This window comes from Shewanella sp. DAU305, from assembly GCF_026802235.1.
GTDB classification, from domain to species: Bacteria; Pseudomonadota; Gammaproteobacteria; order Enterobacterales; family Shewanellaceae; genus Shewanella; species Shewanella baltica.
The window spans coordinates 1,175,197-1,190,930 of record NZ_CP113808.1 but is presented as its reverse complement, the minus strand read 5'-3'; the positions used below and the strand labels follow the sequence as shown (position 1 = coordinate 1,190,930).

The 15,734-nt window shown below is 45.8% G+C and carries 8 protein-coding genes; 2 read left to right on the top strand and 6 right to left on the bottom strand.

Going from position 1 to position 15,734, the window contains the following annotated elements:
* Nucleotides 1-183 precede the first annotated feature (183 nt).
* The 3 genes from OX890_RS05200 to OX890_RS05190 all read right to left on the bottom strand — a co-directional run bounded on the left by OX890_RS05200 (nucleotide 184) and on the right by OX890_RS05190 (nucleotide 6,143).
* Nucleotides 184-3,261 (bottom strand): efflux RND transporter permease subunit, encoded by a 3,078-nt coding sequence (locus OX890_RS05200; protein WP_268650199.1) that lies wholly within the window; start codon nucleotides 3,259-3,261, stop codon nucleotides 184-186.
* Nucleotides 3,261-4,493, bottom strand: coding sequence for an efflux RND transporter periplasmic adaptor subunit (locus OX890_RS05195; protein WP_011847873.1), 1,233 nt, complete (start codon nucleotides 4,491-4,493; stop codon nucleotides 3,261-3,263). The genes OX890_RS05200 and OX890_RS05195 overlap by 1 nt, the downstream gene beginning before the upstream one ends.
* A gap of 294 nt (nucleotides 4,494-4,787) precedes the next feature.
* Entirely contained in the window at nucleotides 4,788-6,143 is a 1,356-nt protein-coding gene (locus tag OX890_RS05190) for a leucine-rich repeat-containing protein kinase family protein (protein WP_268650198.1), read from the bottom strand.
* A gap of 220 nt (nucleotides 6,144-6,363) precedes the next feature.
* Between OX890_RS05190 and OX890_RS05185 the strand changes: the two genes are divergently transcribed.
* Entirely contained in the window at nucleotides 6,364-7,815 is a 1,452-nt protein-coding gene (locus OX890_RS05185) for a LysM peptidoglycan-binding domain-containing protein (RefSeq protein ID WP_268650197.1), read from the top strand.
* A 159-nt stretch (nucleotides 7,816-7,974) separates the two neighbouring features.
* Here OX890_RS05185 and OX890_RS05180 read toward each other — a convergent pair whose 3' ends face one another.
* Nucleotides 7,975-9,096 carry a sterol desaturase family protein gene (locus OX890_RS05180; protein WP_006083140.1) on the bottom strand — a complete coding sequence of 374 codons (1,122 nt, stop codon included), beginning with the start codon at nucleotides 9,094-9,096 and terminating at the stop codon, nucleotides 7,975-7,977.
* A 251-nt stretch (nucleotides 9,097-9,347) separates the two neighbouring features.
* Nucleotides 9,348-10,721 carry a DUF4397 domain-containing protein gene (locus OX890_RS05175; protein ID WP_268650196.1) on the bottom strand — a complete coding sequence of 458 codons (1,374 nt, stop codon included), beginning with the start codon at nucleotides 10,719-10,721 and terminating at the stop codon, nucleotides 9,348-9,350.
* Between the two features lie 375 nt (nucleotides 10,722-11,096).
* Between OX890_RS05175 and OX890_RS05170 the strand changes: the two genes are divergently transcribed.
* Nucleotides 11,097-13,814, top strand: a complete 2,718-nt coding sequence (locus OX890_RS05170; protein ID WP_268650195.1) for a DEAD/DEAH box helicase — start codon at nucleotides 11,097-11,099, stop codon at nucleotides 13,812-13,814.
* 56 nt (nucleotides 13,815-13,870) lie between these two features.
* Here the strand turns inward: OX890_RS05170 and OX890_RS05165 are convergent, their stop codons facing one another.
* Entirely contained in the window at nucleotides 13,871-15,571 is a 1,701-nt protein-coding gene (locus OX890_RS05165; RefSeq protein WP_268650194.1) for a hypothetical protein, read from the bottom strand.
* Between the last annotated feature and the right edge of the window lie 163 nt (nucleotides 15,572-15,734).

Genomic DNA, 15,734 nt, shown 5'->3' with positions numbered 1-15,734 from the left:
CTCCGTCGCTGATGAGGCAAATCCACTCGCACTAAAACACTCGCTTAAATACAAAAAAAGATCATTAAGTTATCGACAAAATTAAGCCAACGCTTTAGCTATTGGCTTTGATCATAACGTATTTGCGGGCAAGTTGAACCCATGCAGTCGATCTAGTCTCGATAAACCCCAACGAACAGGCGACTAAGCTTTGGCGCTACGCAACCTTGCAAGTACATCCTTAGCTTTGAGTTCGGCCATAGCGACATAGGCCACAGGCACTACAAATAACGAGAAGAAGGTCCCCGCCAATAGGCCACCGACTAAGACTAACCCTATGTTGGCTAACCCTAATGAGCCCGGCCCAGAAGCCAGCGCTAAAGGAATAGCACTTAAAATCATGGTTAACGACGTCATTAGAATCGGTCTTAAGCGAGATTTAGCACTGCTTCGCGCCGCCTCAATCGCACTCAAGCCTTGGTCTTGTTGCTTATTGGCAAACTCCACCAGCAAGATGCCGTGCTTGGTCACTAACCCCACTAAGGTTAATAACCCTATCTGCGAGTAGATGTTCACGCTCTGGCCAAACAAGGTTAAGGTCAACAGCGCGCCAACAATACACAAAGGTACAGTCAGTAAGATGATTAAGGGATCGACGAAGCTTTCAAACTGCGCGGCTAAAATCAAATAGATAAACACCAGTGCCAGCAAAAATAGCGACTGGGTACCCGCTTGTGAATCCATTAAATCTTTCACAACCCCATTGTATCTAAAGCCTTGGGCATCGTTGAGCAGCGTTGGCAGTTGCTCGTCTAAGTAAGCTTTGATTTCATCGGTGGAATAGCCGGGCATAACGTCCGCCGTCAGCTCGGCGCTATCAAGGCCCATAAAGGTCTTAATGTTCGATTCAGCCGTGGTCTGCTTAATCGACACAAACTGCGATAACGGCAGGGCTTGTCCAGATTCTGAGGTGACGTACAGCTTATTCAATACTTTGAAATCACTGAGCTTATCTAAGTTTACTTGCACTTGAATCGGATAAGTAAAGCCATCGGTGGCATGTAAGTCTGCCGCCTTAACTGAGCCAAGGAAGGTCGACAGCGCATTCGTCACATCACCATAGCTGACGCCCGAGAGGATAATGGCGTTGCGATCGATAGACAGATCGTAGCGCAGTTGATCCCTCAGCACTGAGTTACCCACATTGTTCAGTCCAGGATAATCCTCGAGTAACTTTTGCACTTTGGCGGCGGTATCATTGAGCTCGTCCTTGTTGCGATCTAAGGTCGTTAACTCTAATCGCAGGTTATTGGCAATACTGAGATTATTCGCCGAGCGAATACTAAAGGACATGTTATAGGCAGAAACGCTTTCCTTTGATTTAGTCATCAAGTCACTGATCACATCATCTATGCCCTCGCTACGCTCACCCCAAGGTTTAAGCAGCACATGGTTTACTGGCTCGCCCTCGATGTAAGACAGGTTCGCTCCAACGGCGGGATGCTCATCCATCACGCCATTAAGCTCAGCGTTATGGTTCAGATGATACTGGCGACCCACACCCGTTGGGCCATTCGACACCACATCGATAAAGCCTGAATCTTCTGCAGGCAAGAGGATTTTCGGCAACTGCCAGTAGGCGATACCTGCAAGACCGATAAGCACCACAGCCACGCCTAGCATTAAGCGCTTACGGGTAAACCACTTATCCAGCTCTTTGATATACAAATCGTTTAACTGTTGCAGCGCATGCTCGACTCGGCTAAACCATTTCGGCTGCTGCTCAGTGGTATTGATAAGATAGGCGCTCATCATAGGCGACAAAGTTAACGCTACCACCCCAGAGATCATCACGGCGGCGGCCAAGGTGAAGGAGAATTGCCTAAACAGATCGGCGGTTAACCCCGACATTAATCCTATCGGCAAATACACGGCCGCGAGCGTTAAGGTCATGGCAATGATCGGGAAGATGATTTCCTGACAGCCTTTAATCGCCGCGTTAAAAGGCGTTTCACCGTTTTCGATGTGGCGATAACAGTTCTCCACCACCACAATAGCATCATCAACAACCAGACCGATGGCCAAAATAATAGCCAGAATGGTCAACACATTGATGCTAAAACCGAGGGCCGACATTACGGCAAACACCCCAATCACACACACGGGAATGGTAATAATCGGAATCGATGCCGCCCGCAGGCTGCCCAAAAATAACACTACAATCAGCGACACTAAGATCACCGCCTCAATCAGCGCGGAAAAGCCTTCGTCGATGGAAGCCTCAATAAAGTCGGCCTGATTGTAGGCCAAGGTCATTTCTAATCCTTGGGGTAAATGCTGCTGCATACGCGCAATTTCGGCCTTAATGTTCGAGGCAACTGTCACAGGATTAGCATTGCTCAGCGGTAAAATTTGCAGCGACATAGCGCTATGGCCACCGATAGACAAGATACTCGGCGACAGACTTTCTTCGCCCATCACCACATCGGCGACGTCGGCCACTCGGATGATCTTGCCTTCGCTGACCTTGATCACTAAGTCCTTCACATCTTCGAGTGTTTCAACTTGATTCAATGGGTTAATCGAGAAATCCCGCGATTTACCTTTAATCGCGCCCGAGGTGAAGCTGGCATTGTAGGAGCCTAACGTGCCCACCACGTCGGCGGCCTTAATGTTCAGCGCCTTCATCTGCTCGGGGTTGAGCCAGACTCTAACCGCCTTTTGTGAGCCGCCATAGGGCCCCCATACAGCGCCAACACCTTGCACTTGCTTGAGCTGCGGCACTAGCTGCTGGCTAATGTAATCGTACATGGCCTGCTTTTCCATGCCACCCGCGTTCACAAAGGTAATGATATTACTGGCAGAATCGGTGGCCGAGGTATCGTCGGTGACCGTTGGCTTATCTATCATGCTCTGGGGAAAATCGTTAATCCCTTCGACGCTGCTACGCAACTTATTCATTAAGTTTGTGTATTCGATATCGCTGGTATCGTCATTGAATTTAATTGTTAACGAGCAGCGCCCCTCGCTACAGTCGGTCGACATAGTATCGACCTTGTCTATGCCCGAAGCCGCAGCAATCAACTTATCGGCCACATTGCTCGACATAAAATCGGCGCTCGCCCCTGCAATCGATGCATTCACAGATGCCGAGTGGGTGGTGTGCTCAGGAAAATATTGGATATCGAGTTTTTGAAAGGCAATCAAGCCCAGTAACACAGCCATAATGCTGAGTACGGAGGCGAAGATAGGATGACGAATACAGACTTCGGGTAAACGCATTATTCGGCCCCCTCAGTGCTAGGTTCAGGACTTGGAGTAGCACCCGCACCTGAGTTGGAACTGGAGGCTGAAGCTTTATCTGCCGTGTTTTTATCCTGAATGACTTTGATCTTGCTATCGGACTTGAGGTTTTGCATGCCCGTCTTAACCACGAGATCGCCTTCGGCTAAACCTTCGGTCACGACCGCATAACCGTCGTTGGTGTTTTGCGCGAGTTTAACCACTTGTTTTACAGCGCTATCGCCCCGCACTAACCAGACAAAGCGTTCGTCGTTATTGGCGATAATCGAATTTTGCGGCACTAATAAGCGTTTAATCCCACGGCTATAGAACTGCTTAATATTGGCGAACATGCCGGGCGCCAGTTTGAACTCTGGGTTGTCAAGGGCGGCGTGCACTTCAACTCGTCCTGAGCTTTCATCCACCGCTGGAGCCACATAGTTAACTAACCCTTTGAACACCTTATTGCCATAAGCTTCGACAGTTACATTTACCTTCTGGCCTTTTTGCGCCTTACCAAAATCGTTCTGGCTGATGGCATAACGGACTTCGACGGGATTTAAACTATAGAGAGTGACTAAGGCTGTACCTGCGCCAATTTGGCTGCCGATGGACTGGCTAAAGCTTGTCAGCTGACCGTCGAAGGGCGCCTTGATCAAGTAATCGTTCATGGTCGCTTGTTTCTGGCGAAAATCGGCATCGGCCAGATTCACATTTTCCCGCAGCTCATCCACATCTTGCTTGGCGAGTGCGAAAGGCTCTTTGATCAGCAGGTCTTCAATACGCTCAAGCTTAGTTTTCGCCAGTGCTAAGGTGCTCTTAGCCTTGTCTAAATCGGCCTTGGCCTTAGTGTTATCTTGCTCGGCAATCACTTGGCCTTTCGTCACTTTGTCGCCGTTACTAAAATGAATGGCACTGATTTTTTCGCTGGCGTTAAAGTTGAGTATCGCCGAATCAATGGCGTTAATTTTACCGACTTCATTGACGACATCGGCAAAGGAGGTTTCTTTAATGGCCTCGACCGTCACAGGGATAACGTCGACCTTGTCCGCCGCAGATACGGCTATAGGGGTTAAGGTGAAAAGACTCGCCAATAGAAACGTCAAAGGCGCGAATAAGGGCGCCTTTGGGAGATGATGGGGGCTTTTTAATGAAATATCGCATGCACTGCGTGCTCGTTCAGTCACTCTTTGTATAAACAGCGTTTGTGTAAACAGCGTTCGTGTAAACATAGTATGCAAACCTATCGTTCTTACTATTCAACGGACATCCTATCCGACAACAGCAAACCGGATTGAACCCAAGACTAATACCAAGTCCCCCAAATGCCTGTTTCAGCAATTTGAGGTTATTTGGGTATACAGCCTATAGGCATAATCCCAGTCAGTGCCAGTAAAAATACTGTTACACATTCAAACAAAACAATGAGTTAACGAAAAACCTAATCGACAAAACTTAAATCACACAAAATCACACAAACCACAACAAACCAGAAACAGATGTAAAGCCAGCCTGTTAGCAAGCCACTATTTGCCTTTTAGCAGGGCTCCGATGGCCTTTTTCACGTCTGCAAAACAGGGGCGCTGAGTCACATCTAACTGCATGCACTCATCCTTAATCGCACTCAACTTTTTATAGTGTTCAAGGCCAATCGAGGCACTCACATAGGCTGATGCATCCACATAGGCCAACAAATCTTCAATCAAGCAGCCCAGCGCACGCACTTCAATCGCCTCCATTGCCAAGCGCTCTACTGTAGACAGATTGCGTAAATTGGATGCCGCGCCAAAATCACCAAACAACAAGTTCATCTGTTGATTAATCATAATGTTATGGGCGTAGACATCGCCGTGGCTGACTTGCTTGGCGTGCATGTGCGCCATCGCATCGGCCAATTGGAGTGTAATCTTAGTCACGTCATCAAGGCTGAACTGGGTATCAGCATGAAAGGTATCACGGGTGCAGGTTGCCAAACTTGGCGGTAAACCTAAATTGCTAAACCCGGGCGGGATGAGCTCCATCACTAAGCCCAATTGGTCTTTCTGGCTGATGTGCGCCACCACCTTAATAAGGCTCGGGTGATCTCCCGTTGTGAGGCAGCAATCTAACTCGTCGGCGGGATAACCATCGCTCGTCACCTCCCCTTTAAAGAGTTTTACCGCAATCTGTGATGACCCCGTCGCGGCTATCATGGCTTGATTCAACCAATCACCACGGTAAATTACCCCAGAAGCCCCTTCGCCCAGTTTTTCTGCCAACTTGATATCATGCAGAGTCACGTTTGCCACTGTGGCCACATCGGCATGGGGATCGACCAAGGTATGGCTGAACGGATTACCCGCAAAAGCGAGCCAAGTTAGCTTAGGCAAACTCAGTAGCCAAGCTGGCAGCGCTTGCAGTTGATTGGCCGATAGACGCACTAATTCTAAGTTACGGCAATTGACCATAGACTCGGGCAAAGCCGTTAACCGGTTGCCCGCTAATGCTAATTTTTGCAGACGAGGTAAATCGCCCATAGCCGCAGGCAAGGTCTCGATGTAGTTATCGGTAAGAATGAGCCAGCGGGTTTGTGGCGGTAACGCGGCGGCAGTCACAGTGCGGATTTGATTCGCCTTAAAGCCAATCATCTCTAAATTCGCACAGCGCCCTAATGTCTCGGGTAAGTGTTCGAAGCGGTTATTAGAAGCAAAGAGGATCCTTAAACGCGATAAACGGTGCAAGTCCTCGGGCAAAGTATTCAATTGATTATTCGATAAATCGAGGATTTCGAGGGTATCGGCTAAGTCAAAAATCTCCCGCGGAAACTCGGTTAACTCCTCGACCAATTGTAAACGCGTGATCCCTTGTAACTGCCCTGCTCTTAACTGCGCTAACGTCTGCACTTTGCTACCCAAGTCAATGAAAAATCGCCGCTATGGTAGCGCATTAATAGCTAAAGCTAAACGCAAGATATCCAGCCAAAGGGCAGCACAATCGGCGTTAAGCTGGCGTTAGGCGGGCGCTGCAAATAGGGGGAAACCGTGGGGAGCTATCCAGAAACGCGAAAACAGATTAGCATGTGCACCAATATGGAATGCCCAGTTAACTCATCACAGGACAATCATGCGGAAACATTTTCGCCAAACGCACTCTTTTACAGTGCTAATGCTGGCCATGTTCGTGGCCCAATTGAGCGGTTGCGCGACCACGTCGGCAAGCCCATCGACCACAGAATTCAGTGCCCCAGCAAATGATGTGAGTAACGGTAGCGACCACTCGCCACAACACCAGCAGCACACACCACCCGCAGTGGTTGAGCAGTACAGCGACGTTTGGGAAAAGATCCAACACGCCAATACCATTGACGTACATGACGATGCCGAAGTGCGCAAACAGCGTAACTTTTTCGATGATAAACAGAAGTTTATGAATCAAGTCGGCGAACGCGCCGAGCCCTTTTTGTATTACATCATCAGCCAGCTCGAAGCCCGTAACATGCCATTAGAATTGGCGTTATTACCCATAGTCGAGAGTGGTTACAATCCACTGGCACAGGCAAACGGCCCGGCTGGACTGTGGCAGATGATCCCCGCCACAGGACGTAATTTTGGCTTAACGGTTAACTCTGCCTACGACGGTCGCAAAGATGCGCTGGCCTCAACCGATGCCGTGCTCGACTATCTACAGCATTTATACGACACCTTAGATCACGACTGGATCAACGCCGTCGCCGCCTACAATACCGGTGAATTGGTGATTAAAGCCGCCATCGACAAGAACAAAGCCAAGGGTAAACCGACGGACTTTTGGTCGCTGGGCATTCCGGCGAAACGCGTACAAACTGTGCCTAAGTGGCTGGCGTTTATTCAAATTATTCGCGCCCCTAATCATTACAATCTAAAAGTACGGCCGATAGCTAACCGCCCTTTCTTGGATAGAGTACCTGCGCCCAATGGCGTGGATATCGGCCAAATCGCCAATGCGGCAGGGTTGAGCAAGGCAGAATTTAAAACCTATAACCCTGGCTTTCGCCAAGGCGTGATCCCGAGCAAAGGCAAATATCAAATCGCCTTACCGCTGGAAAACATAGGTCAATATCAAGAAAATCACGACAAACTCTACGCCCAAAAACGCTATGACAGCCAAAGCTACATAGTTAAATCCGGCGACAGCCTAGGCACAATCGCGGCCAAGTTTGATACGTCAGTCAAAGCATTAAAACAGGCTAATAATCTGACCTCTGACCGTCTCAAAGTCGGCCAAGAGCTCACACTATTAACGCCAATGGCGGCCAATGACAATGCGCCTGAACCCGCTAAAGCCAACACTAAGGCCGATAGCAAAGTCAGCAGCAAGTCATCGACTAAGTCGAATGCCAGTAGCACTAAAGCCGCCAGCTCAAAATCGGCCGACAAACCAGCGGCAAAAGCGAAAACCTACAAGGTGAAATCCGGCGATTCACTGGATAAAATCGCCCGTAAGAATAAGGTCAAACTGGCTGATTTAATGAAGTGGAACCAGCTCAATGGCAAAAGCATTATTAAGCCAGGTCAAGAACTGAAAATCAGCGAGTAACGCTTACGGCGTTAACAGCAAAAAGCCCAACAAAGCGCTAATTAAAAACGCTGTGTTGGGCTTTTTTCTGTCCCACGCTTACAGGAAGAGTGGCTTATGCCTTATGCCTTATGCCTTGTGACTTGTGACTTGAGAAGAGTCACTTCAAATACAACGCTGCTATTTTGTGTCTTTCTTCGCTAACCCAAGGGGATACAATTGCTGCTTAAACATACCAACAGGCATGTAATCGCCAACGACACCATATTGCTCTGGCCACTCTTTCTGACCTCGAACTGCGGTCCCAAAGAGGTAATCTAAAAAAGAAAAATGGGCAGCATAGTTACGATCGATGGCCGCCTTATCGGAAGCATGATGCCAATGGTGAAACTGCGGGCTGACAATTAAGTAACGTAACCAGCCGAAGTTAACTTGGACATTGGCATGATTAAAGACCGCCTGCACGCCAACGATAATCACATAAATACTGATAATGTCTTTAGAGAATCCCAAGATAAAAATCGGCGTGAGTACCAAACAACGGGTAGCGATCAACTCAAACATATGTTGCCGAGATCCCGCCAACCAATCTAAATGCTTGGCGCTATGGTGCACCGAATGGAAGCGCCACAGGAAAGGAATTTCATGATAAGCGCGATGCGCCGCATATTGCATTAAATCGGCGACCAATAGGATCAACAGCAGTTGCAACACAAAGGGAAGACCCGCGATAAAGCTTTGCACTGTGCTGGAAATGGCCCAAGAAAAGCTCGACTGCACAAATTGGTTTGCCACCAATAATACAAATCCAATCGCTAAATGATTCACCAGAAAATGATTCAAATCCCCTTGCCACTCGGGTCTCAATATTGCCTGTTCTGGTTTATGGGGTAACCATTTCTCGATAAAAATGAAAATTAAGGTTGAGCCTAATAAGTCTAAAATAAACCAATCCAAACCCAGTGAGACCTTATGATTGGCAAAAGGCTCGACCTCGACTTGATGGCCACCAAAGGCGATCGCTAAACTCACAAATACCCAAGCCACAAAGCCAAATCGTTTATTTTTATTTCGAATAAAATTCAATAAACCTAAGCTACCCGACACCACTAAGGCGACAAATATCAAACTACGAATAACATCGACGTTATAGCTTTGACGTAATTCTGGAGTGGTGAGATATTCGGGGAAATGAAATGCCAATACACCCAGAAACGATAATATGGCTAACATACACGCTATGGTGCCGCTAATACTGCCTTCACCAATTTGGAAATGGCCGTCTTTAAATCCTTTACTCATCACAGTGAACTCCTTTTCCTATTGTTGCTCGCGTTATCCACGCAACAGCGCTATTCACACAACAATCACTCAGCTTAATTTTTGCCGATTAGCCTACATTAACCTCACTGCCACAATCAATAAAAAGCGCACGCTAAGAGAATAATGCTGAATCTATTAAGCCTCTCTAAAACCAACACCTAAAAAACAGCCCAAAAAAAGCGCTACCTAAGTAGCGCTCTTGTATTAGCTAAGTTTACTCACCTTAGCGGTTAGATCTTAATCAAGTTATAACCAAAGCTAGTCGCAGGATCTTTATTCAGCACCATAGTGACATTATCTTCATTGCTGAAATCCATTAAATCGGATGCATAGACAACGGTTTTAGTGCCGTTTTCGACTGCGATAACTTTAATAGAATATTCGCCTGCAGGTACAGTGACTGACTGAGGGCTCGCAGGATTGACTGCAGTGATTTTATTTACCGCAGTTTCAATCGTGTCATTTGCTTTTAAGAAATACACAGTGAGATTGCTTTTATCGGCAAAACTCACAATGTCGAACTTAAAGCTATAGGGGCTTGGAGTCTGAGTTTGCTTCATCTCCATCGCCTTCACTTGGCTGCCCTGCTCTGTCGCCTGCTCGTAAATGAAGATGGTTTTAATATCATCTTGATTAAGGGTGATCAGCACATTGTCGAGTAATTTAGCTTGGCTAGTATGGTCAAGTACGCTCACACCAAAGTCATTAAACTCGGCGCCTTGGTAAGCTGTTACGCCGAAGGGGGCCACATTGCTAAATAGCGCTTCTTGCTTACTACTCGCCACTTTCACATCGACATTATGTGTAACCAAACCGTTGAATACTCTAAAGTCTACACTGCTTTCGAGGGCGACATGGTTACGCACATTGGTGGTTGAGTCGACGCTGTCTAAACTGATTTTAGCGGCTGAAGCGCCAAAGCTTTCCCTTAAAATCAACTTATAAGGCACCTTGGTTTTAAAGTTAATGCTTGCCGTGGTGTAACTGATATTGGTCGTACCCGCCGCAGTCAGATAAATTTTATAGTCGCCTGTATCTAAAATCTGTGGTGTTGAAACCTCACCATAGGAGACGCTGCCTAGCATCACTGCATCGGCAAAGCCTTTATCCGCTTTGGCAATATAGGCATCGTAGGCAGGTGCATCAGTCGCAGTGTGTGCAATCAATAATTGCATCTTGCTCTTGTCCGCTTCGGCATTTTGTTTATCGAGCTCGGTACGCGAGTAATTGATATTCAAAAGGGCTGGCGAGGCAAAATCCCCATGCAATACAAAGAAATGGTCGGTTGCCGTTTTTAAATCGATATTCTCTTTGTAGAGTGAAATATCTTTATTTGCCGCATCCTTACCCATCACCTCTACCTCACTCACACCGGGGGTAGATGTAAATCGTGGCATCGCATCTGCGTAGCTCACGCTTTCATAGGTTTTATCGCCAATCTTCAGCGCGGTAGCAGTGCTCCCCACTGTCGCATTATAGAATTGCACATAAGTATCAGTTTTAGAGGTATCCTCATCCTTGTCATTATCAGAACCACCGCAAGCGGTCACGCCTAAACAGGCGAAGGTCAAAACCGCGAATCCCTTTAGCTTACTTTTTATCATTGTTTCCCTCATTAGCAGACAAAAATTCAGTTCAGTCTACGCAGTTATACAATGACAACAATGGCAATTTCCACTAAAAACAAAAACAAATATTTCACAAACTCAAACACTTAACAAACATTTCAATAACACACAAAATACTGATACAAACGCCACTTTTCGGGCCCTTAATTGATACAAATGCGATTGCTGATACCTTAGTTCACATCTACAAAAACGCTTCCGCTCCAGAGCAATAAGGCTGGCATATCGAATACCTCTCTTTTAGGCTATTGCGACCATGGAGAAATCATCCACAGTTGGTGCAAACCTTGTTCGACTTATGCGATTGAGTTACTCTCGCACCGCCAATTAAGCCTTTGGGATGGATAGGGTTTGCAAGGGATTCTTAACTACTACAAACAGTGTTTTCAACACGATAGTGCTGAAATTAACCTTTGGTCTAGCCACAAACTTGCTGAGCAAGAAAAGCTATTGCTCCAAGGTGAAGACGAGTTAAGCAGTGGCTTTCTGCCTCGCTTGCCGGTGCCATTTGCTCCTGCCTCCGCATTAATGGCGCGTAGTGCCTTGTATCTACGTGAAAAAGTATTATTGCACTCTTGTCTGTTTTTCTGCGGCACTGTCGAGCTTAATGGCGAAAAACGTAAAGTCGTCACGCCATTGCTGTACCGCGAATGCCAATTGCAGGCCGATGGCGATAACATTTACCTCGAATCTAATAACAGCTTCTCTGGCGGCGGGCCATTCACCATCAATGAAGCCCTGTTAGAAAAATTAGTCGTTGAAGGACACAGCTTAAGTCAAGAGTTACGCGATAATCCAACGGATGTCAGTGGCTGGATAGCTTGGCTGCGGGCGGGCCAAGCCGATGTTGATACCAGTCATTTATTGCATTTTCCCAAGCTGATCGATGAGACTGAATTCACTGGCTTATGCCGTAAACGTGGGCGGTTTATGGTTAGTCGCAGCCAAATTATTCTTGCAGAGCGTTCGCAGGCAAGTCGCGGCATATTGCACGAACTCGACAATCTCATCACAGCGCCTTCACACTCTGCGCCGCTTCAAGCGCTGTTTGGGCAAGCGCCAACTCGAGATTCAGTTAGTCACAATGTCGATACCCAAGAGAATTACCTTCCTGGGCTATTAAGCCGCGCACAAATTCAAGCCTTAAAGGTGGCGGCCAATCAAACTTTGGGGCAAATATCGGGTCCACCGGGAACGGGTAAAAGTTACACCATAGCCACAGTGGCGGCGGAGCAGGTATTAAGGGGTAAATCTGTCCTCATCGTCGCCCACACCGATGTTGCCGTTGATGTGATTGCCGATAAGTTGCAGCAACAATTCCAGCTTGGGAGCAGCCTTATTCGCGCCGGCTCGCCGCAATTTATTAAAGTCCTTAAAAACCAGATAGATGAAATGCTGCATGGTCAGCATCCTGCGACTGCTGAAACCCTCTCGGATATCCTACTACTCAATGCAAAACAGCAACTTAATACTGTGACTCGCGAGCAAACCAAAATGGAAGCCGGTTTTATTCACCATTGCCGACACGCCATACGTCGCGGCCAAAAACTGGCGACCTTACAACAAGGACAATCGCGCTGGCGCTTAGGATTTTACAACTGGGCTTACCGTGCCGGGATCAAACAGTTTGCTCAGCAATGGGATGTGCTCGATAAATTAACGGCCCTCATCGCCCAAAAAGAAGACTTAAGCCTCAAATACTTACAATTGGCCACTCACTATCGATTAAACCAATTACTCAAACATAAGCGCAGTACGCTGGTGAGTTTTGCCAGTGCACTTCGCGCTCGGCAGTCCGCTAAGCAACTCGAAGGTTTCTACAAAACGGATTTTGATGCCCTAAAACAAACCTTTCCCATTTGGTTATCTAGCCTTGCCAGCTTACATAAAGTGCTCCCTATGGAGCAGCAAATGTTTGATTTAGTGATTATTGATGAAGCCACTCAAGCCAATATTGCCGCATGTTTACCGGCCTTGCAGCGAGCCAAGGCGGCATTGGTGGTGGGCGACAGCAAACAACTGCGACATTTCTCGTTTTTGTCCCGCGCAAAACAAACCCAAATCCAGACTCAACTCGGACTCGCTGCGGATTGCCGCGGTCTAATGAGCTACCGTGATGCCAGTATGCTCGACTTAGTATCACAATCCCTTGCGAGCCAATCCCAAGTGGTATTTTTAAATGAGCATTTTCGGAGTAAACCTGAGCTGATCCAATTTAGTAATCAGCAGTTTTATCAAGGCATGCTGAAGATTATGCAGCACAGACCCTGCACAAGCTCTGGACACTTACACCGAGTCAATGTGACTGGCAGCCGTGATAGCAAGGGCATTAACGCCATAGAAGCGGAGGCATTAATTCAAAAACTTTCTCAACTGATTGATGAACAAGAGAATGTCTTAGTGCCTTCCAGCATTGGTGTGCTCTCCTGTTTTCGCAATCAGACGGAGTATTTATCCCAGCAGATCCTCGCGCGCTTTAGCACGCAGCAAATAGAACGTCACCAATTACGGATTGCCACCCCCTTTGGTTTTCAAGGGGAAGAGCGCGATATTATGCTGCTGTCGTTTAGCATTACGGCCAACGACAGCCGCGCTGCCATGTATTTAAATCGAGCCGATATGTTCAATGTCGCCATCACTCGCGCTAAACAAATGCAGTGGCTATTTTTATCGGTACAAGCGCATGAGCTCCCCAACAATAATTTACTGGCAACTTACTTAGCATCGGCGGGCCAATTTCAAGCGGCGCACAATTATGTCGATGCCCTCGATAGCTTCGGCCAGTCGGTGGCACAGGCGATTGAAGCAAAAGGCATAACAGTCTGGCGCGCCTACCATATGGCGGGGCTAGAACTGGATATTCTGTGCCGCTATGGTAACCAATATTTAGCAATAGATTTAATCGGTTACCCAGGACCATGGGCGGACTTTTTCGATATTGAACTGTATAAACTCTTACAGCGCGCAGGCATTAAACTTATCCCCGTGAGCTATGGGCTTTGGTGTCAGCAGCGGGAACTGTGTATCCAATATATTTGCCAGCAATTGAGTATACCCCAACAAAGTTAATGCTCGTAACGCCCAAGGAAGGGCTACTACGCGCGGCCAATACTTATTTGTTAGTTTTATTCTATTTCACTCAATGCGCTTGTAATAATCTCAATAGACTCATCACAATCAGCACATATTTTTTCGTAATGATTTTTATAGCTGGCATATTCCGTTATCGCTGTTTTTCTAAGTTCTTCAGCCTCTGAGCCTAGGGTGTGCCCTTTTAGAATTGAACGAGCATTGTGAACTATATGAAATGGAAACATTATTTCTCGAGCATGCTCTTCATCAAATCCGACACCGACTAGAATTACTTCGAGTAACTTTAATGCACGCAATCTGGCATCAGGGTTTAAATTTAAAGCCTTAGCTTTCTTCCTGAGCCATTTTTCATCTAAACCTTCAACAAGCAACTGATCTAGATTTAGAATTTCTTCAGCCCATTCATCCCGAGAACTAGTATACGGATAGTGAACTTTATCTGGAGCGTTTCTATCCCTAAGTTTCCACCACAAAGAACCTTTTGAGTCTAAATTCACCAATTTAGCTTTTAAACTTAATAATGCATCATACTCACTACTCCACTCGCCTTTTATATCATTTTTCATAGCACGAGATGAAATTGGTGCTTTAGGAGCCTCATTATACTGTTTCCAATGTAATTGTTCTTCATAAGGCAAATAACTAAGATATATCAAATAGGTATGAACCTGACCAGCAGTATTAACATCAAAAGTTTTTAGTTCCCATGCTCCTCTGCAATATATACTACGACTATTCAGGGTAAACCTATCTCGGTCTGTTTTATACTTTAGAAGTACTTCAGGCTTAAAAAACACTGGTGTAATTTCAAATGGTAAATCAGATTCAGTAAAGTAGTTAGCTAGGCAATTTGGATTGCATGAAATTTCCTTTATCTCATTATTCTTCCAATCTTGTGCAATGTAGCTACAATATTGTTTCTCAATTTCATCATCAGAATGCCCCCAAATATTCGCTATTAACTTTTCTTTTGAAACTGAAATATCTGAAAGCTGAAAACCCCTAGAATAGCTCCCAACATATTTCACAATATTTATTTCACCAAAGATTCCATTTTCATTTAAAGTCACTTTTTCTCTACTTGAACCCCAACCATTAAAACTACCTTTTTTGTAACGAGTAAAATCAAACATACGAAATAACTTCATACCTTCAATTCCTGCATACTCACCAATAATATTTCTTTTGGCACAGATGATGGTTCCTTCATCATTTTTCAGAGCATTTGATACTTTAAGAACCTTAATAACTTCATTAACTTCACCGTGCGAATCTAATTTACACCATGATTTTCTTTCGGGTACATAGTGTAGGTCTAAAGAATGAGATATTTTTTGATTAAGTTCGTAATAGGTTTCATCATTATCAATACATTGAAATGAACGAGCGAAAATAATTTGCTCCCCATACACCAATTCGTTGCAGCCCAAACTCGACATAGGACTTTCTATCGATATATCTTCAGACGAACAAGATATACTCCAAGAAGAAAATGGATTTCCACTCCAACGAAGTAAGTTATCATAGTTATCTTCAATAGCATTTTTTTCGGGTAGAAACACCGCATGGATAAACACATGTGGCATTGATGCATATAAAATTACATATTCATCGCCAATATCTGAAGTCAAAAAACCAGCGACATCACTCTGTTGACTCCATAAGCTAAATTCATTTTCAGAACTAGGCTCATCAGATAAAGCTTTTAAACTATCTAAATCATATATATTCATTACCAGTTTCCAGTAAAACGCGCATAGTTAATTACTTGTAATAAAAGGAACTTATCAGCTTTTTATCAAATACACCATGCGGGAAATCACGCAAGATTGAATACTAAGGTATAACGATCCGGTTCTAGCCACTAGTTGTGAGTAACTGAAAACAGAACATATA

Excerpts from the sequence above, each read along its gene's own strand:
- OX890_RS05195 (WP_011847873.1), bottom strand. The coding sequence starts at position 4,493 with ATGTTTACACGAACGCTGTTTACACAAACGCTGTTTATACAAAGAGTG.
- OX890_RS05165 (WP_268650194.1), bottom strand. The coding sequence starts at position 15,571 with ATGAATATATATGATTTAGATAGTTTAAAAGCTTTATCTGATGAGCCT.
- OX890_RS05185 (WP_268650197.1), top strand. The coding sequence starts at position 6,364 with ATGCGGAAACATTTTCGCCAAACGCACTCTTTTACAGTGCTAATGCTG.
- OX890_RS05180 (WP_006083140.1), bottom strand. The coding sequence starts at position 9,096 with ATGAGTAAAGGATTTAAAGACGGCCATTTCCAAATTGGTGAAGGCAGT.
- OX890_RS05175 (WP_268650196.1), bottom strand. The coding sequence starts at position 10,721 with ATGATAAAAAGTAAGCTAAAGGGATTCGCGGTTTTGACCTTCGCCTGT.
- OX890_RS05200 (WP_268650199.1), bottom strand. The coding sequence starts at position 3,261 with ATGCGTTTACCCGAAGTCTGTATTCGTCATCCTATCTTCGCCTCCGTA.